12 protein-coding genes and 5 pseudogenes are annotated in these 18,275 nt (G+C 66.0%); 12 read left to right on the plus strand and 5 right to left on the minus strand.

Features of this window, described 5'->3' with window-relative positions; all coding sequences use genetic code 11:
* Positions 1 to 3 precede the first annotated feature (3 nt).
* Positions 4 to 1,136 (minus strand): annotated as a pseudogene (locus LOKO_RS17115) (GNAT family N-acetyltransferase).
* Between the two features lie 118 nt (positions 1,137 to 1,254).
* Here LOKO_RS17115 and LOKO_RS17120 point away from each other — a divergent pair.
* The 11 genes and pseudogenes from LOKO_RS17120 to pgi all read left to right on the plus strand — a co-directional run bounded on the left by LOKO_RS17120 (position 1,255) and on the right by pgi (position 11,831).
* Positions 1,255 to 2,649 carry an aldehyde dehydrogenase family protein gene (locus LOKO_RS17120; protein ID WP_066451904.1) on the plus strand — a complete coding sequence of 465 codons (1,395 nt, stop codon included), beginning with the start codon at positions 1,255 to 1,257 and terminating at the stop codon, positions 2,647 to 2,649.
* A 115-nt stretch (positions 2,650 to 2,764) separates the two neighbouring features.
* Positions 2,765 to 4,654, plus strand: a complete 1,890-nt coding sequence (gene edd, locus LOKO_RS17125; RefSeq protein WP_066451905.1) for a phosphogluconate dehydratase — start codon at positions 2,765 to 2,767, stop codon at positions 4,652 to 4,654.
* Positions 4,651 to 5,619 (plus strand): glucokinase, encoded by a 969-nt coding sequence (gene glk, locus LOKO_RS17130; protein WP_066451906.1) that lies wholly within the window; start codon positions 4,651 to 4,653, stop codon positions 5,617 to 5,619. The genes edd and glk overlap by 4 nt, the downstream gene beginning before the upstream one ends.
* A 19-nt stretch (positions 5,620 to 5,638) precedes the next feature.
* Positions 5,639 to 6,655 (plus strand): aldose epimerase family protein, encoded by a 1,017-nt coding sequence (locus LOKO_RS17135; RefSeq protein ID WP_066451907.1) that lies wholly within the window; start codon positions 5,639 to 5,641, stop codon positions 6,653 to 6,655.
* A 38-nt stretch (positions 6,656 to 6,693) separates the two neighbouring features.
* Complete coding sequence (locus tag LOKO_RS17140) at positions 6,694 to 7,653, plus strand: carbohydrate kinase family protein (protein ID WP_066451908.1); 960 nt, start codon at positions 6,694 to 6,696, stop codon at positions 7,651 to 7,653.
* A gap of 123 nt (positions 7,654 to 7,776) precedes the next feature.
* A pseudogene (locus LOKO_RS20755) lies at positions 7,777 to 8,568 on the plus strand (PAS domain-containing protein); the annotation flags it as partial.
* 282 nt (positions 8,569 to 8,850) lie between these two features.
* Positions 8,851 to 9,180: pseudogene (locus tag LOKO_RS20760) on the plus strand (methyl-accepting chemotaxis protein); the annotation flags it as partial.
* A gap of 69 nt (positions 9,181 to 9,249) precedes the next feature.
* Positions 9,250 to 9,387 (plus strand): annotated as a pseudogene (locus tag LOKO_RS20765) (hypothetical protein); the annotation flags it as partial.
* A gap of 14 nt (positions 9,388 to 9,401) precedes the next feature.
* Positions 9,402 to 9,653: pseudogene (locus LOKO_RS20335) on the plus strand (pyruvate kinase alpha/beta domain-containing protein); the annotation flags it as partial.
* Entirely contained in the window at positions 9,650 to 10,132 is a 483-nt protein-coding gene (locus tag LOKO_RS17150) for a methylglyoxal synthase (RefSeq protein WP_066451910.1), read from the plus strand. The pseudogene LOKO_RS20335 and the gene LOKO_RS17150, both read left to right, overlap by 4 nt.
* 49 nt (positions 10,133 to 10,181) lie before the next feature.
* Positions 10,182 to 11,831 (plus strand): glucose-6-phosphate isomerase, encoded by a 1,650-nt coding sequence (gene pgi / locus LOKO_RS17155; RefSeq protein WP_066451911.1) that lies wholly within the window; start codon positions 10,182 to 10,184, stop codon positions 11,829 to 11,831.
* Between the two features lie 2 nt (positions 11,832 to 11,833).
* Here pgi and LOKO_RS17160 read toward each other — a convergent pair whose 3' ends face one another.
* The gene (locus LOKO_RS17160) at positions 11,834 to 12,241 is read right to left on the minus strand and encodes a fluoride efflux transporter FluC (protein ID WP_066451912.1); all 408 of its coding nucleotides are present in this window, start codon (positions 12,239 to 12,241) and stop codon (positions 11,834 to 11,836) included.
* The gene (locus LOKO_RS17165; RefSeq protein ID WP_066451913.1) at positions 12,238 to 12,630 is read right to left on the minus strand and encodes a fluoride efflux transporter FluC; all 393 of its coding nucleotides are present in this window, start codon (positions 12,628 to 12,630) and stop codon (positions 12,238 to 12,240) included. The genes LOKO_RS17160 and LOKO_RS17165 overlap by 4 nt, the downstream gene beginning before the upstream one ends.
* Positions 12,631 to 12,925: 295 nt before the next feature.
* Here LOKO_RS17165 and LOKO_RS17170 point away from each other — a divergent pair, with 295 nt between their 5' ends.
* Positions 12,926 to 15,259 carry a mechanosensitive ion channel domain-containing protein gene (locus LOKO_RS17170; protein WP_066451914.1) on the plus strand — a complete coding sequence of 778 codons (2,334 nt, stop codon included), beginning with the start codon at positions 12,926 to 12,928 and terminating at the stop codon, positions 15,257 to 15,259.
* 197 nt (positions 15,260 to 15,456) lie between these two features.
* Here the strand turns inward: LOKO_RS17170 and LOKO_RS17175 are convergent, their stop codons facing one another.
* Positions 15,457 to 16,713 carry a heme biosynthesis protein HemY gene (locus tag LOKO_RS17175; RefSeq protein WP_066451915.1) on the minus strand — a complete coding sequence of 419 codons (1,257 nt, stop codon included), beginning with the start codon at positions 16,711 to 16,713 and terminating at the stop codon, positions 15,457 to 15,459.
* Positions 16,710 to 18,272 (minus strand): uroporphyrinogen-III C-methyltransferase, encoded by a 1,563-nt coding sequence (locus tag LOKO_RS17180; protein ID WP_066451916.1) that lies wholly within the window; start codon positions 18,270 to 18,272, stop codon positions 16,710 to 16,712. The genes LOKO_RS17175 and LOKO_RS17180 overlap by 4 nt, the downstream gene beginning before the upstream one ends.
* Positions 18,273 to 18,275 lie beyond the last annotated feature (3 nt).

Here is an 18,275-nt window from a genome sequence, read left to right on the forward strand (position 1 = left end):
GGCTCACGCCCTGAACGGTAGTGCCTGCTCAGCGATCCGACTGTAGGCCGCTACATGGCGCTGCTCCTCGTCACAGAATCGCGCCACGGCCGCACGCAGCCCCGGATCGGCCAGATAGTGCAGCGAGCGCAACCGATGCGGTGCGAAGCCGCGGCTCAGCTTGTGCTCGCCCTGTGTGCCGGGGTCGAAGCGGGTCAGGCCCCGGGCCAGACAGTGCTCGATACCCTGGTAGTAGCAGGCCTCGAAATGCAGCGAGTCGGCCACCACCTCACTGCCCCAGTAGCGTCCGTAAAGTGTCCGGCTACCCTGCAGGCAGAGCGCCGCAGCCACCGGCCTGCCTTTCAGGCGCGCCTGAACCAGCACCAGCGCCTCGGGCAGCGTACGGTGAAGCCGCTGAAAGAAGTCGAGGTTCAGATAGCCATGGCGGCCGCGCTCCAGATAGGTGATCTCGTAGCAGCGGTAGAAGTGCGCCAGGTCCTCCGCGCCGATCGCCTCGCCCTCCAGGCGGTGCAGGGTCAGCCCCTGCTCCGCGACCAGGCGTCGCTCGCGGCGGATCGCCTTGCGCCGCTTCGAGGTCATGGCCGCCAGAAAGCCGGCAAAGTCGCCGTAGCCCCGATCCTGCCACTGGAACTGGACCCCGTGGCGGACCACCAGCGTCGGCCTGGCCGCCAGCCAGCCGTCCACCTCCTCCCGCTCGGCAAACAGCAGGTGCCAGCTCGACAGCGAGCCGCCCTCCCGGCGCTGGCGAGCAGGTTCCGAGCCGCCAGCGGGTCGACACCTTCCGCCAGCGCCAGCCGCGGGCCCGGCGCCGGCGTGAAGGGAATCGCCGTCAGCCCCTTGGGGTAGTAGCGTCCGCCGGCGCGCTCCCAGGCGTCGGCCCAGTTCCAGTCGAAGACATATTCGCCGTAGGAGTGATACTTGTGGTAATGCGGCATGGCCCCGACCAGTGCCTCGCCCTGCCACAGCGTCAGGTGGCGCGGCTCCCAGCCCGTGGCGGCCCCCACCGAGCCGCTGGCCTCCAGAGCATGGAGGAATTCATGGCGCAGGAAGGGATGGTCGTGGCCAACCAGGGCATTCCACGCATCGGCTGTCACTGCCTCGATGGCGGGGAGCTTTTTCAGGACGAGCTCGGACATGCGACTCCTGCTTTTTCGGTGAAGACCGATACCGCCGGCTGACAAGCGACCGGCAAACCGCCTACATTGTGCCCAGACCCACCCGCTCCTTCCATCACCCTCATACAGGGAGACGCGAATGGCCGACGCCAGCCAGCTGTCGGCGCACCTCGACGCGCAGCGCCAGGCCTTCGATGCCGAGCGCTACCCGACCCTCGCCGTGCGCCGCGACCGCCTGAGACGACTGGGCGACATGACCCGGGAGCATCGTCAGGACATCATCAAGGCGATTCGCCAGGACTTCGGCTATCGCCCCGAGGCCGAGACCCGGCTGCTGGACATCGCCCGGGTGCTTCAGGCCGTGCGCCATGCTCGCCGACACCTCAAACGCTGGATGCGGCCCAGCCGAGCGGCCGTGCCCTGGCGGCTATGGCCGGCCCGCGTGCGCGTACATCGACAGCCTCTGGGCACGGTGGGCATCATCGCCCCCAGCCACTCGCCCTGGAGCCTGGCCCTGCTGCCCGCGGTGGATGCCCTGGCGGCCGGCAACCGGGTGCTGATCAAGCCCAGCGAAAGATCGCCGACGACCAGTGCCCTGATGGCACGGCTGGCCGAACACTACTTCTCCCCACAGGAACTCAAGGTCATCACCGGCGACGCAGGCACGGGTCGGGCCTTCGCCGCCCTGCCCTTCGACCACCTGCTGTTCACCGGCGACGACCGGGCCGGGCGGGAGGTCGCCCTGGCCGCCGCCGCCAACCTCACCCCGGTCACGCTGGAGCTGGGCGGCAAGACCCCGGTCATCATCGGCGCCGATGCCGACCTGGAGCAGGCGGCCGAGCGCCTCGCCTTCGGCAAGTGGTTGAATGCCGGTCAGACCCGCCTCGCCCCGGACTATGTGCTGGTGCATGAGCCGCATCTCACCGCCTTCGTGGCGGCCCTGACCCAAGTGGTGAAGCGCTTTCACCCCAGCGGCCCGGCCGGCGACGACTACAGCGCCATCGTCGGTGAGTCGCACCGCGAGCGACTCGACGCCATGCTGGAAGAAGCACGGGATCACGGCTGCAGGGTGATCCCGCTGGGCGAGACGCTCGAACTCAGCCGGGGCGCCAAGCTGCCGCCGACACTGGTGATCGACCCGCATGGCGAGTTGGCCATCATGCGTGAGGAGATCTTCGGCCCCTGGCTGCCGATCATCGGCATCGGCGACCTGGATCACGCCCTAGGCTTCGTTCACGAACGGCCTCGCCCCCTGGCGCTCTACGCCTTTACCAACGACCCCGAGCAGCGCAGACGCATTCTCGAGGAATCCCACTCCGGCGGCGTCGTCTTCAACGATACGCTCTGGCATAACGCCGTCCCCAACCTGCCGTTCGGCGGCGTGGGCGGGAGCGGCATGGGCGGGTACCAGGGGGAGGCCGGTTTCCTGCGCTTCAGCCACCAGCGCAGCGTCTTCCTTCAGGCCAGGCGCAGCAGCGTGAGGCTGCTCAACCCGCCCTACCGGCACTGGCTCTACCGGCTGATGGGGTTTTGAGCAAAAATACGTAATAAAACTACATAGCAGCCAAAAGGCACGTATCATGACGGGAAAAAGTGCGCGATAATTTGTAAACTTACCGCAAAAACCACTCAACGATGCGAGGTACCCCATGGCTCGCCCATCCGCAGCTCTTCACTCAACCGTCCACCAGGTTACCGAACGCATTCGCAAGCGTTCACAGGAGCGGCGCAAGCTCTACGAAGCCCACATGGCGGCCCAGCACAGCCAGGGCGTACATCGTGGCGAGCTCTCCTGCGGCAACCTGGCTCACGGCTTCGCCGGTTGCGATGTCGACACCGACAAGGACCGGCTCAAGCTGACGAACAGCGCCAACCTGGGCATCGTTTCGTCTTATAACGACATGCTTTCCGCCCACCAGCCCTTCGAGGACTACCCCGCCGCCATCAAGGAGGCGGCACGCGGGATGGGGTCCACGGCGCAGTTTGCCGGCGGGGTACCGGCGATGTGCGATGGCGTGACCCAGGGGCAGCCGGGCATGGAGCTGTCGCTCTTCTCCCGCGACGTGATCGCCATGGCCACCGCCGTGGCGCTTTCCCACAACATGTTCGACGCCGTGCTCTATCTGGGGATCTGCGACAAGATCGTACCCGGCCTGTTCATCGGCGCGGCCCGCTTCGGCCACCTGCCGGCGGTGTTCGTGCCCGGTGGCCCCATGACCAGTGGCCTGCCCAATAACGAGAAGGCGCGCATCAGGCAGCTCTATGCCGAGGGCAAGGTGGGTCGTGACGAGTTGCTGGAGGCAGAGTCCCAGTCCTATCACAGCCCCGGCACCTGTACCTTCTACGGCACCGCCAACTCCAACCAGCTGATGATGGAGATGATGGGCCTGCACCTGCCCGGCGCCTCCTTCGTCAACCCCGGCACCCCGCTGCGTGACGCCCTGACCCGCTACGCCACGGAGCAGGCGATTCGCAACACCGAGCAGAGCGGCGACTACCGCCCGTTCTACCGCCAGATCGACGAACGCGCCATCATCAATGCCATGGTCGGACTGCTCGCCTCGGGGGGCTCCACCAACCACACCCTGCACCTGGTGGCCATGGCCGGCGCGGCGGGCATCACCATCGACTGGGACGACTTCACCGAGCTCTCGGCAGTAGTGCCCAGCATGACCCGCATCTATCCCAACGGCCAGGCCGACGTGAATCACTTCCAGGCCGCCGGCGGGATGAGCCTGCTGATTCGCGAGCTGCTCGATGCCGGCCTCATTCATGGCGACATTCCCACGGTGTTCGGCACCGACCTGCACGCCTATACCCAGGAACCCTTCCTCGAGGAGGGCAAGCTGGTGTGGCGCGAAGGCCCCACGGAGAGCCACGACCGCGATGTGCTGCGTCCGGTGGCAGCTCCCTTCTCCCCCACCGGCGGCCTCACGGTGCTCGACGGCAATCTCGGCCGCGGCGTGATCAAGATCTCGGCGGTCAAGCAGGAGCACCGCGTCATCGAGGCGCCGGTCAAGCTGTTCGACGACCAGAATCAGGTGAAGGCGGCGTTCGAGTCGGGGGAGCTCGACCGCGACGTGGTGGTGGTGGTTCGCTTCCAGGGCCCCAAGGCCAACGGCATGCCGGAGCTACACAAGCTCACCCCCTTCCTGGGCGTGCTCCAGGATCGCGGCTATCGGGTCGCACTGGTCACCGACGGCCGCATGTCGGGCGCGTCCGGCAAGGTGCCGGCTGCCATCCATGTGACCCCCGAGGCGATCGATCGCGGCCCGCTGGCCAAGCTTCGCGACGGTGACGTGGTGCGCCTGGATGCCGACAGCGGCGAGCTGCGCGTGCTGGTCGATGCCGCCGAGTTCAACGGCCGCCCCTTCGTCGACATCAATCTGGAACATAGCCACTTCGGCATGGGCCGCGAGCTGTTCGGCGGTTTCCGCCACCTGGCCGCCAAGGCCGAAGAGGGAGCCGGCGTGTTCGGCGGCTTCGAGGCGGAGGTACTGGCACGGCAGCTCGAAACGATCGAGCAGGAGGATCAATGACTCGACCGGCGCTGATCGGAGACATCGGTGGCACCAACGCGCGCTTCGCGCTGGTGGCGCCGGGGGCCTTCGAGCCCTATGACATTCAGACCCTGCCCTGCGCCGACTATCCCGGCGTGGTGGAAGCCGTGCGCGACTACCTGGCGAAGGTCGAGCAGAACGGGACCCAGGCACCGGAAGAGGCCTGCCTCGCCTTCGCCTGCCCCATCGATGGCGACCTGGTCCGCATGACCAACAATCACTGGTCCTTTTCCCGGCGCGAGGCCCAGGCGTCACTCGGGCTGACGCGACTGAAGGTGATCAACGACTTCACCGCCCAGGCGTTGGGCGTGCCCCACCTGGGGCCCGAGGACCTGGTCGAAGTCCAGCCGGGAGAGGCCCGCGAGCACAGCGTCCAGCTGGTGATCGGCCCCGGCACCGGCCTGGGCGTGGCCGGCATCTTCCCGGGACGCCGCGCCTGGATACCGCTGCCCACCGAGGGCGGCCACTTCACCTTCGCTCCCACCGACGAACGCGAGCAGAACCTGCTGCGGCACTTTCGCAACCGCTATGGGCGGGTCTCGGTGGAACGCATCCTCTGCGGCCAGGGGCTGCTCGACCTCTACCTGGCCCACTGCTCGCTGAAGGGGGCGCCACCACGCCACGCCACGCCTGCCGAAGTGACCGAGGCCGCTTCGCACGGAGACGCCATCGCGCGTGATACGCTACTGCGTTTCCTGAAGATCCTCGGCGACATCAGTGGCGATGCGGCCCTGGTCATGGGCGCTCGCGGCGGGGTCTATCTCTGCGGCGGTATTCTGCCGAGGCTGCTCGACTGGCTGCCCCAGAGCCGTTTCGTGGAAGCCTTCACCGCCAAGGGACGTATGAGCGACTACACTCGCGCCATCCCGGTTCACGTGGTCACCGCCCCCTGGTCGGGCCTGCTGGGCGCCGCCGAGGCCCTGCACAACGAAGAAGTGGAATGATCTGAAACAAGGAGAGCGAATGATCCCGTCACGCCTGCGAGTCCTGCTCGACGAGACCGATGGCCAGCGTCAGTGCGAATGGGCCGGCCGCCCCGTGTGGCTGGCTCGCGAAAGCTGGGGCGAACTTGCCGTCTGCCTGCAGGGCGCCCAGGTACTTCACTATTTACCGGCGCCGCTCTCTAGAGCGTCCGAAGCCACGCGCACGCGCGCCCACACTGCCGAAGCCGCGCGCACGGCCAGCGCGTCCGACGACACGCGAGCTGACACCGATGCTGCCGGCCCGGTCGAGCAGGAAGAGGCGCTGGTGCCCGGCGGCTGGCTGTGGGTGACGCCGACGCCGCAGCCGCTGCCCAGCGCCATTCGCGGCGGCATCCCGCTGTGCTGGCCCTGGTTTGCCGATGACAGGGGCGCCGACGAGACACCGGACCGGTCGGGGCCCTTCCACGGCCCGGCGCGCAAGGCCGATTGGCGGCTGGACGCAGTGGATGAACATGAAGAGGGCATCGAGCTGCACCTCTCTCCCACCGAGCCCCTGCATACCCAATTGGCCCCCCGTGCGGTGATACAGGCCAACGCCCGCCGCCTGCACGTGGAGTTGATCACCGAGCATGTCGGCGAGACCCCGGTCAAGCTGAGCGGCGCCCTGCATACCTACCTCGCCGTGACCGACAGCTTCGCCTGTCGCCTGGAGGGGCTGGCCGGGGCCCGCTATCTGGACAAGCTGTCCGGCTTCGCCGAGCGCGATCAGCAGGGCGAACTCGCCGTGCGTGGCGGCCTCGACCGCATCTACCACACCAATGCCGAGCTGACTCTCGACGATGGCAACCGGCGCCTGCGGGTCGCCCGCCAGGGCAGCGACTCCGCTGTGGTCTGGCATCCGGGCGAGGCGCCACCCGACGATACGCCGGCCGGGGCCTCGTGCCGCTTCCTCTGCGTGGAATCGGCCAATACCCGCCTGGACCCGGTGTGGCTGGTACCCGGTGCCCAGCACCTGCTGGGAACCACAATCTCTCTGGCGAAGCCGGATACGGCCTGAGGCTTTCGCTTGCTCCAACAGCCAACGAGGATACCTTCATGACCCCCGTGATCGCCTTCGGCGAGGCCCTCGTCGACATGCTCTCCAGCCGCCTCGGCGACGCCACCGAGGGCCCCGAGACCTTCACACCCTATGCCGGCGGCGCCCCGGCCAACGTAGCCGTGGCCTGCGCCCGACTGGGGGTTCCGAGCCGTTTTCTCGGCATGCTGGGTGATGACTACTTTGGCGATTTCATCGCCACGGAGCTTGCGTCCCACGGTGTCGACCTCTCGGGCACGGCACGTACCCGCGAGGCGCGCACGGCACTGGCCTTCGTCTCCCGCGACGCGGCGGGCGAGCGCACCTTCGACTTCTACCGGCCGCCGGCCGCCGATCTGCTGTATCGGCTCGAACACCTGCCGGCAGGGATCTTCGCCCACCCCGCCATCGTGCACTTCTGTACCAACAGCCTGACCGAATCCAAGATTGGCGAGACCACCCTGGCCATGGCCGACATGGCCAATCGTGCCGGCTGCCTGGTCAGCGTGGACGCCAACCTCCGGCACAACCTCTGGGAGAGCGGTGTCGCCGACATCACCCTGACCACCCGCCTGCTCGACCAGGCCGGGCTGGTCAAGCTCTCAACCGATGAACTCGACTATCTGCGTGGCGACCACCCGGTGGAAGCCTGGCTGGCCGAGCGGCTTGCCACCGGCGTGAAGCTGATCGTGATCACCGATGGAGCGGGCCCGGTGCGAACACTGGGCGTTGGCAGAGACTTCCGGATCACGCCACCCAAAGTGCAGGCCGTGGATACCACCGCCGGCGGTGATGCCTTCATCGGCGGCCTGCTGGCGGAACTGGCCGAGCGGGGTATCGAAGGTGACTGGCACCAGGATGACGCCTTCCTCGAACGAGCCGTCAAGATTGCCTGTCACTGTGGCGCCCATGCGGTCACCCGCCCCGGCGCCTATGCCGCGCTGCCGACCCGTGAGGACCTGGCCATGCTGCGTGGCTGACGCTGTTTAAGCTATCGTCGTCATAGCAGAAAATAGCTATACAAAAATGATCACTAGCGGTACAAAAGCTGTACATAACGTAAAATCGTTGCGCTTATGTACAACTTTACTGTGAGATCATGAATGCGACAGAACGGCCCGGTAACCCAGTCGGAGTATCTTCTTCAAGACGATGATGTCCTCATCTCCAAGACCGATACACGCAGCATCATCACTTATGCCAATCAGCGCTTCATCGACGTCAGCGGTTATGACTACGAGGAATTGCATGGAGCCCCACACAACCTGGTGCGTCATCCAGACATGCCACCCAGCGTCTTCGCCGACATGTGGCATGATCTTCAGACAGGAGAGTTCTGGTCCGGCCTGGTCAAGAACCGGCGCAAGAACGGAGATCACTACTGGGTCAGAGCCAACGTGGTTCCCATCCGCGAAAACGGTGAACTCAAGGGTTTTGCCTCCATACGTGTCAAGCCGAGTGCCGCAGAAACCACTCATGCCGAAGCGGTCTATCGTGACATCCGTGAAAACGGCGGACGCTACACGGTCAAGCACGGACGCCCTTATCGGCGCGGTGCCCTGCATGCGGTGAAGCGCATCGATTGGCGCAGCCTCTCCACACGAAGCTTGTTCGCTAGCCTCGCCATCGCCGTGCTGCCTGCCGCCCTGGGTATGACCGCCTGGAGCGCCATGACACCTTCGGCATCACTAATTGACGAAGGGGTGCTCGCCTCAGGGGTTCTCGGCGGCATTCTGCTGGCTTGGCTGAACTGGAAAGGCAACGCCAGGATGCGCCGCTTGCTCCACCAGGCCCACGACTTTTCATTGCAGGTCGCGGCCGGCAACCTCAAGGCTGATCTGCCTGTCCAGCGCCATGATGAGCTGGGCCGCATGCTCGGCTCGCTGGCCTTCATGCGCCAGTCCCTGGGAGCACTGATCGGCGACCTGGAACGCCGCATCGGCGTGGTCGAGCCTGCGGTCACGGACCTTGTGCGAAACAACGACGCCATGGCCAGCCGGCTCGAGCAACAGGCATCGGCGGTACAGGAAACCGCCGCCAGCGCCGAGCAGATCACCGCCACGGTAAGCCAGAGTGCGGAGCATGCCCATCAAGCCGGTGAGGTGACTTTCGGCAGCGTAACAACGGCTGACCAAGCCGCCGAGGTGATGCAGAGACTGGCAACGTCGATGCAGGAGATCACTCGCCAGGCCGATAACATGGCCAGTATCGTCGGCACCATCGACAGCATCGCTTTTCAGACCAATATCCTGGCCCTCAACGCCTCGGTGGAAGCCGCCCGTGCCGGGGAACATGGGCGAGGCTTTGCCGTTGTCGCGCAAGAAGTCCGCAAGCTGGCCAGTGAATCAGCAGGCGCTGCTCATCGTGTGCAAGACTTGATCAACACGGCGCGAAAAGAAATCGAGGCGGGCCGGTCACATGCCGGAGAAGCGGAAGATACCATGACGGCGATCAAGGCAGCCAGCCACCGCGTCAACGGGTTGATGCAGGAAATCAGTGCCGCCGCCGCAGAGCAGAGCCAAGGTATCGAGCAGATCAGCCAGGCCATCGGCGAGATAGACCAGGCAACCCAGACCAGCGCCGACAGCATGCAGGTCGCGGATGCCGTTGGTCGTTCCCGTGCCCAGGTGGCCAACCTGCTGCGTCTGTTGACGCTGGATCCGGAAGTGCAGACCCTGCTCGAACGCGGCGACCTGGACATGGGGCATGCCCGGGCCCTGCTGGCNCGGGCCTGCCCATCGTCGGCCTGGCCCACAGCCCGGTGGCCCAGCGGCGCATGGCGCTCTACCGCGGCGTGGTCTCGCTGCCCTTCGACACCAGCGAGATGGCGCCCACCGAACTCAATGAGCGAGCGCTGGCGCTGCTGGTCGAGCAGGGCATTGCCAAGCCGGGGGAAGATGTCATTCTGACCCGGGGCGATCACATGAACGCCCATGGCGGCACCAACACGCTGAAGATACTCGAGGTGGGAAGACCATGACCGATCCGCGCCCTACGCGCACCGTGCAGCGTACCCTCCCGGCCCGCAAGCGCATCGCGCTGATCGCCCATGACGGCAAGAAGGAAGAGCTGCTGTCGTGGGCCTCACGCTGGCAGCAGACCCTCGCCGACCACCAACTGGTCGGTACCGGAACCACTGCCGGACGCATCTCGGCGCAGCTGGGCCTGACGGTGGAAGGCCTGATGAGCGGGCCACTGGGCGGCGACCAGCAGATCGGCGCTCGCATCACCGAACAGCGCCTCGACCTGCTGATCTTCTTCTGGGATCCATTCGCACCCCAGCCCCACGACCCCGACGTCAAGGCGCTGCTGCGACTCGCCGCCCTGTGGAATATACCCGTAGCCTGCAACGCCGCCAGCGCCGACTTCCTGGTCAGCTCCCCCTGGCTGTCAGAACCCTACGAGATGACCATTCCCGATGCCCAGGCATGGGTGGTATCACGCAATTCACAGGGCTGACAGGCGGCCCTCGCCAGCCTCGCCCGACTATCGCGCCTGAGGAAACCGCATGTTCCAGCTTACCCGTAGCGTCACCTGGCAGGCCCTGAAACGGCTGCAGCAGGAAACCGCCAATGACCGCATCAAGGATTATTTCACCGCCGCCCCCCAGCGCTTCGAGAAGATGAGCCTGCGGGTCGGTGGCCTGTTTCTCGACTATTCCAAGCACCAGATCTCCGATGCGGTGCTGGCCAAGCTGCTCGAGCTCGCCGACCATTCGGCGCTGGTCCAGCGGCGCGCCCAGATGTTTTCCGGCGACATCATCAATGTCACCGAAGACCGCCCGGTACTTCACGCCGCCCTGCGCAACCTGGGCGATAGCCCGGTGATGGTCGACGGCAAGGACGTGATGCCGGAGATCCGCCGTTCCTGGGAGCAGCTGCGCCAGTTCGCCGACGCCGTACGCAACGGCGAGTGGAAGGGCTACAGCGGCAAGCGCATCAAGGACGTGGTCAACATCGGTATCGGCGGGTCGGACCTGGGGCCCAACATGGCCAGCCGGGCACTGCTCAAGCACCGCCACCCGGAGCTCGGCTTCCACTTCGTTTCCAACGTCGACGGCGCCCATATCCAGAAGGTGCTCTCCCGTCTCGACCCGGCCACCACGCTGTTCATCGTCTCGACCAAGACCTTCTCCACCCAGGAGACGCTGCTCAACGCCAAGACGGCACGCCGCTGGTTCGTGGAACAGGCCGGCGAAGAGGCCGATGTGGGGGCGCACTTCGTCGCCGCCTCGACCAACAAGAAGGCCGCCATGGCATTCGGCGTGCGCGAAGAGAACGTCTTCGAGTTCTGGGCCTGGGTGGGTGGACGCTACTCCATGTGGTCCTCCATCGGCCTGCCGATCGCCCTTTCCGTGGGCTTCGACGGCTTCATGGAGATGCTCGAAGGCGCCTACGAGATGGACCAGCACTTCCTCTCCGCCCCCTTCGACCGGAACATGCCGGTGCTGATGGCACTGGTCGGCATCTGGAACCTCAACTTCCACGGCGCCGAGACCCAGGCCATCGTGCCCTACGACCAGGCGCTGCATCAGCTGCCCGCCTTCCTGCAGCAGTTGGACATGGAGTCCAACGGCAAGTCGGTGGATATCTTCGGCCACCCGGTGGACTACAAGACCGGCCCCATCGTCTGGGGGCAGACCGGCTCCAACGGCCAGCACGCCTTCTTCCAGCTGCTGCACCAGGGTACCCGCTACGTGCCCATCGACTTTATCGCCTCACTCAAGCCGGAGCCCGGCGTCGAGGAGCACCACTTCGCGCTGCTCACCAACATGCTGGCCCAGGCCAACGCCTTCATGGAGGGAAGCCAGACCGGCGGTCGGCTCGACCCCTACAGCTGCCCCGGCAATCGCCCCTCCAGCGTGCTGCTGCTTGACGAGCTGACACCCAAGAACCTCGGCGCACTGATCGCGCTCTACGAGCACAAGGTCTTCGTCCAGGGGGTGATCTGGAACATCAACTCCTTCGACCAGTGGGGGGTGGAGCTGGGCAAGCGTATCGCCGGCGAGATCAGCGAGCGCCTGGACACCCAGACCCAGGACTTCGATGCCTCGACCCAGGGGCTGCTGGCCCTGGTGCGCGAGCATTTCCATGCCGCGCCCCCGGCCGCCGCGGCGCCGGCAAGGAGTGAGAAAAAGGCACGCAAGAAGGAGAGCTGAATCTATCCGGGACGACCGGGCGCCAGCCGCGCCCGGACCATGCGATCGCCCAGCCAGGCGGCGGCAAGCCATAGCGGCACACTGGCCATTACGTAGAGCAGCGCCAGCCAGGGCAGGCCGCTTTCGACCAGATAGAGCGTCTCGAGGCTGAACAGCGAAAATGTCGTGAAACCGCCGCAGAAGCCGGCCACCAGGAAGGGCTGCCAGCGTGCCACGCGCCCTCCCTGGCGGCAGGCCGCATAGGCGGAGAAGGCGGCGATCAGCCAGGAACCCAAGAGGTTTACCACCAGGGTGCCCCAGGGGAAGGCCGGACCCAGTGCCGCCAGCGAGGCAATCGACACCAGATAGCGCAGCACGCTGCCCAGGGCGCTGCCCAACCCCACCGCGGCATAGTCGCGCCAGCCGTTCACAGCCCCCCTCCTGCCAGCCACCAGCCCAGCCAGGCCAGCGCCAGCCCCGCCAGGCAGGTAGTGCCGATATTGGACAGCGCCGCTGACACACGGCCGCTTTGCCACAGCGCAAGCGTCTGCAGGCTGAGGGAGGAGACCGTGGTATAGCCGCCCAGCACACCGATCATCAGGCCCAGCCATGCCGAGGAGAGGTCAAGACCCTGAGGCACACCCAGGCGACCGGCGATCCAGCCGGCCAGCAGCGCTCCGCTGAGGTTGACCGCCAGCGTCCCCCAGGGAAAACCGGTGCCCAGCCAGCGGGCCAGGAGCCGGGAAGCCGCCAGGCGGGCCATGCCCCCCACAGCACCTCCTACCCCCACCAGAACTATCGCGGCCCATCCGATGCTCATCCTGCTGTATCCCCAGCGGACCCTATGATGCCAACCGATGCTAGCGAAGTCGTTACGAACACACAAAGAAAAGCCACTCGCAGGACGAGTGGCAAGAGGATCGAGCTTAGTGCAGGGATTCATGCCAAGGGATAGGCACAGGAGCAATATGACACAACCTGTGCAGAGTGTACAATTACTGCATCGAAAAAACCGATCAATCCATCCCCGTTCGTCCCATGGTGACAAAAACCGTATCATGAGCCGCACTGGGGTAAACGCTCCCCGCCTACACGCCCGAGATGGAGGTCACTGCGTGATACCGACACGTTTCATTCCCTGGCTGCTTGGCTGGTTGTTGCTGGCCAGCCTGGCGGCGACACCTGTCCTGGCCCAGCCAATCGAAGCTACCAACGGCCCCGCCTACGCGACGCTGGCCGACCTGCTGGAGGATGAGTCATCCCGACAGCAGCTCATCGACCACCTGCGCCGCCAGGCGATCGATGAGGGCGCCCTGGCTAGTGCCGAAGCCGTGCAGGAGGGCCAGCAGCCGGAACAGGTGTCGGCACCACGGCAGCTGGCGGAGATGACCAGCCGCGTTGTCAGTGATATCAGCGGGGAGCTGCGCAACCTGGTGAATATTGTCACCGGGCTATTCACCGGTGAAACCACCGCCACCGCCTTTGATACGGCAGCCTTCACTTCGGCGGCAATCAACCTGGGCCTGGTGATACTGGCCACCTTCCTCCTCTTCATCGCCTTCCGCCACCTTGCCAGACCGCTGTTCACCCGCATCAGCGGCTGGTCCTTGCAGGCCAATAGCCTAACGCCAGTCGTGCGCCTGGTGCTCTGCGTGGCCCTGGCCGCGCTGGTGGACGTGATGATCGTGGTGCTGGCCTACATGGGCGGTAACCTCATCGCCACCTTCGCCATCGGCGAGGCCGGCGAGCTCTCAACTCGCGCATCGCTGTTCCTCAACGCCTTTCTGATCATCGAACTGCTGAAGGCCGCCGTGCGGATGCTGTTCTCGTCACGCTACGAGGGGCTTCGCCTGCTGCCCATCTCGGCTTCGGAAGCCTCCTACTGGAATCGCTGGATCGCTCGGCTCATCGGCCTGGTGGGCTATGGCCTGATGGTGGTGGTGCCGCTGGCCAACGTCTATCTCGCCCCGACCCTGGGACAGGGCATCGGCGCCCTGATCATCTTCGGTGCCTTCTTCTACGCCATCGCGGTGGTACTCAAGAACCGGGGGCGGATTCGAAATAACCTCGACGAGCTGGCAGGGCGCAGCGACCTGACGGCAACCCGGGTCTCCCTGACGCTGTTTGCCCGCACCTGGCACCTGTTCGCCCTGGCCTACTTCCTGATGGTGCTGGTGCTGACCCTGACCCGGCCGGCGGATGCGCTGCCCTTCGTACTCTTGGCGACGCTCAAGACACTGGCCATCGTGGTGGTCGGCATGCTGCTGTCGAGCCTGCTGTCCCAGACCATCGGGCGTCGCATTCGCCTCTCCGACGACCTGCGCCGCAAGCTGCCGTTGCTGGAGCCACGCCTCAACAGCTATGTGCCCAACGCCCTGCGCGTCATTCGCACCGTCATTCTGATCGTGGTGATCCTGCTCGTGCTCCACGCCTGGGGCGCCTTCGATCTCATGGCCTGGTATGCCTCCGAGCCGGGGCGCGGCCTGGTGGGCACGCTTGCGAGCGTGGCAACGATCCTGGTCGTCGCCATTGCCGCCTGGCTGGGCCTGGCCAGCCTGATCGAGCACAAGCTGAACCCGGAAACCGGCACCGGCGAGCCCACGGCGCGGGCCAAGACCCTGCTCTCGCTGTTCCGCAATGCCCTGGCGATCGCCCTGATCACCATGACGATGATGATCGTGCTGGCCGAGATCGGCATCAATATCGGGCCGCTGATCGCCGGTGCCGGTGTACTCGGCCTGGCCATCGGCTTCGGCGCCCAGAAGCTGGTGCAGGACATCATCACCGGGATCTTCATTCAGGTGGAGAACGCCATGAATACCGGCGATGTGGTAACGGTGGGCGGCATCACCGGCACCGCCGAGCGGCTCAGCATCCGCTCCGTGGGTATCCGCGATATCTCGGGCACCTACCATATCGTGCCCTTCTCCAGCGTCGACACCGTCTCCAACTACATGCGCGAGTTCGGCTACCACGTGGGCGAGTACGGCATCGCCTATCGCGAGAGCATCGACGACGCCATCGTCGCCCTGCGCGAGGCCTTCGATGAACTGGCGGCCGACGAGGCGCACAAGATGAATATCCTGGCACCGCTGGAAGTGGCCGGGGTAACCGGCCTCGGCGACAGCTCGGTGAATATCCGCGTGCGGATCAAGACCACACCGGGCACCCAGTGGAGCACCGGCCGCGCCTTCAACCGGCTGGTCAAGCTGCACTTCGACGGCAAGGGCATCGAGATCCCCTTCCCTCACACCACGCTCTACTTCGGCGTGGGCAAGGAGGGCGAGGCACCGCCGGCCAACCTGCGCGTCATGCAGCAGCCCTTCGACATCAACGGTCGTCCGGGCGGGCAGCCAAGCTCCGGCGAGAGCAGTCGTTCCGGCGAGGACGACCCCCGCTCGAAGCCCAACCCGACCTTCAAGGGCGACTACGACGACGACAAGGACTGATAGCGTCCACCAACGCACCGCGGGGGCTGCCATTGGCAGCCCCCGCGGTGTTATGGACACACAAAAGGGGCGACCATGCGCCCCTTCTCTGTCGGCTTCCCATTACCGGCGGCATTTACGACCTCTTGCGCCGAGCGGCATGCTGTATCTGCCGATACCGCAGGGCGCAGTGCCACGTCATCGCGCCCATTACGGTGCTACTTCTTCTTGCCTCCCTTGCCGGCTTCGTCCTGAGGCGGCGGCTCGGCCGGCTGCGGCAGCGACGGCAGGGACTTGTCGAGCAGCTCGACGCTCTGGCGATAGTAGAGCTGGCTCTTGTTGTGTTCGCCCAGGTTGGCGAAGAGCCGCGCCAGCTCCGCGCAGACCACGCCACTGGGGCGCTGCCGCTGGCTCGTCTCGAAATACTCCTGCGCCTTGCCCCAGTAGGCATTGCGCAGCGCAAGACGGCCCAGGGTGAGGAGCAGGTCCGGGTCGTTGGGGCGCTCCTGCAGCCACTTCTCGGCATGCACCAGCTGACGCGCCGGGTCCACGTTGAGCAGCCCGTAGCGCAGCACCAGGCGGCTGTCCCAGTGCTCCTTGAGCGAGTGGCGCAGCAGGCGCTCGGCGATGCCTTCCTCGTTGCCACGCACCAGCGCCTCGGTATAGAGCACCACCAGCTCGACGTTGTTGCGCAGCGGGTCCGGCATGTCGGCCCACAGGCTGCGTACCCGCTCCACGTTGCCCGGGTCGCGAGCTTCGTGAATCAGCAGTTCTTTGTAGGCACGCAGTTCCAGCTGCTGACGCTCCTGGGGCGAGATCAGCTGCCGCGAAGCGAGCCGGGGCATCAGGCGACGCAGCCCCTCCCAGTCGCTGACGCTCAGGTAGGCCTGCTTAAGCTGCTTGAGCACCTGCGGATGGTTGGGCAGCTGTCGATCCAGCCGGGTCAGGATCGCCAGCGCTTCTTCGTACTGCTGGCGGTCCAGCATCAGCTGCACCTGCATCAAGCCGACCGCGGTGTCGGCCCCGTCGGTGCTGAGATGGGCCCGCTTCAGCAGCGTATCCGCCTGCTCATAACGGCCCTGGTAGTGGGCCGCGAGCGCGGCCGACAGGTAGTTGACCAGCGGTGTGCCGGAGTCGTCGGCGGCCTTCACCAGCGACTTCTCGGCCCGCTTCCAGCGCCCTTCGGCCAGGGCCACCAGGCCTTGCACGGTCCGCTTCATGGCGTTGCGATGACGGGTCCGGCTGTTCCACACCTTCAGCCGGCTGACCGGATGGCTCATGCGCATCAGCAACCGCAGCACGAAGTGCAGCACCAGGAAGAGCGCCAGCAGCAGTATCAGGCCGAACCAGAAGGAGGTCGGGTAGGGGGTGTCGCCGCCCCGCACCAGCCAGTAGCCGGGCACCGAGACCATCAGCTGGCCGAACAGTGCCCCCAGCGCCAGCCCCAGGAGTACGATCAGGAGCAGTTTTCTCATGCGTCATCTCCCCGCTCGCCACGCGAACCGAATCGACGCTCGATGAACTGGGCCAGCGCCTGCTGGGAGCCGCTGATGTCTGGCAATTCGGGGCGAATGGTCTCGCCCTTGAGCGTTTCGAGACGCTCGATGACGGCCTGGACTTCGCTGCGCTCGGTGTCGTAGTAGGCATCGAGCAGAGCCAACGCCTTGTCGATGCTGGCCTCATAGAGTGCCTGCTCTTCCTGCAGCAGGGCCAGTTGAGCCTGCTCCAGTATCAGGCGTGCGCTCTGGCGCAGGTAGGATTCCTGCTCGGGCGTGACCAGGGTCTCCAGCGCCTCGTCATGATGACGAATCACCACCAGGTCCTTGAGCTCCTGGCCGAAGCGAGACAGCTGCTCCTGCCAGCCACCGGCGGGAGCCTCCTGCATGCCGGAACGGGCGGGGATTTCCTCAAGCTCGCGGGAGAGCGGCAGCTCTGCCAGGCGCTCCTGCTGGGCGTTCAACGCCATATAGAGCCCGGTGCGGTCAACCTGAGGAACGCTTTCCAGTACCGACAGCTCCGAGGCAATGGCGCGACGAATGGAGAGCAGCGCCGGATTGTCGGCTTCGTTCAGGCGATCATCGGCGGTGCGCAGCAGGGCGGCAGCACCTTCCACGTCGCGCTCCAGTTGCAGGCGCTGATTGGCCAGGCGCAGCAGGTAGGCAGCTTCGGCATGCAGCCACTCGCGCTCGTCGGGCTCCTGCTCGCGGGAGAGCTCGTCGAGGACATGGTCCAGTGCCGAGTCGACCTCACTGCGATAGCTGGCAAACTCGCTGCGTATCGACTCGACGGCGTCGGCGCTCTCGCTCTCGGAGGCCTCCAGACGACTTTCGACGCGGCTCTCCAGCTCAGCGAACTGGTCGGCCGAGGCGGCGGTTCCGGCCCGCTCCTCGAGCTCTGCCAGGCGCTGCTGCTGGCTGTCCATGCGCTCCCAGGCTTTCCAGGCGAACAGGCCCGCACCGATACCGAGGAACAGCACCAACACCAGGGCCAGGGTGCCCTTGCCGCCACCGTTGCGGCCGCCCGTCGTGTTGCTGGCGCCCGGCGGCACCTGGCCGGCTCCGGTAGAGGCCGACGCGGGCCTGGCACCGGCTGGCTTGTCACTCGTCTTGCCGGCCGAGGCCTTGTCTTCTCCCTTGCCGTCCGGCTTGGCACCGGACGGTTTTGCGTCAGGCCTGGGCTTGTCGGTGCCAGTGGCACTCCCGCCGGGGGCGGGCTTGTCGCTGGCGGCAGCGGGCGTGGCCTTGCCATCCTCGCTAACTGCCGGCTTGGCCGGCGGGGTCTCGGGAGACGGCGCGGCCGCTTCACCTGTCGAAGCCGGTGCCGATGCCGATGCCGATGCCGAACGATCCGGTGGTGCGGTGGCCGGCTTGTCGCCGCCCGCCTCCGGCTGCGACGATTTGCCGCGCTTCTTCGAGCGGTTTTTGTCCACGGCACCACCGGACTTGCCGGTGGCACCGGCCTCACGGCGACTGCCGTCCTGAGCCTCACCGGAAGGCGACTTCTGTTCGTCCTGCTCGTTAGTCTGCTTGCTCATCTG

The organism is Halomonas chromatireducens (assembly GCF_001545155.1).
GTDB classification, from domain to species: domain Bacteria; phylum Pseudomonadota; class Gammaproteobacteria; order Pseudomonadales; family Halomonadaceae; genus Halomonas; species Halomonas chromatireducens.

Coding starts and splice junctions, on each gene's coding strand:
- LOKO_RS17120 (WP_066451904.1), top strand. CDS start 1,255: ATGGCCGACGCCAGCCAGCTGTCGGCGCACCTCGACGCGCAGCGCCAG.
- edd (WP_066451905.1), top strand. CDS start 2,765: ATGGCTCGCCCATCCGCAGCTCTTCACTCAACCGTCCACCAGGTTACC.
- glk (WP_066451906.1), top strand. CDS start 4,651: ATGACTCGACCGGCGCTGATCGGAGACATCGGTGGCACCAACGCGCGC.
- LOKO_RS17135 (WP_066451907.1), top strand. CDS start 5,639: ATGATCCCGTCACGCCTGCGAGTCCTGCTCGACGAGACCGATGGCCAG.
- LOKO_RS17140 (WP_066451908.1), top strand. CDS start 6,694: ATGACCCCCGTGATCGCCTTCGGCGAGGCCCTCGTCGACATGCTCTCC.
- LOKO_RS17150 (WP_066451910.1), top strand. CDS start 9,650: ATGACCGATCCGCGCCCTACGCGCACCGTGCAGCGTACCCTCCCGGCC.
- pgi (WP_066451911.1), top strand. CDS start 10,182: ATGTTCCAGCTTACCCGTAGCGTCACCTGGCAGGCCCTGAAACGGCTG.
- LOKO_RS17165 (WP_066451913.1), bottom strand. CDS start 12,630: ATGAGCATCGGATGGGCCGCGATAGTTCTGGTGGGGGTAGGAGGTGCT.
- LOKO_RS17175 (WP_066451915.1), bottom strand. CDS start 16,713: ATGAGAAAACTGCTCCTGATCGTACTCCTGGGGCTGGCGCTGGGGGCA.
- LOKO_RS17180 (WP_066451916.1), bottom strand. CDS start 18,272: ATGAGCAAGCAGACTAACGAGCAGGACGAACAGAAGTCGCCTTCCGGT.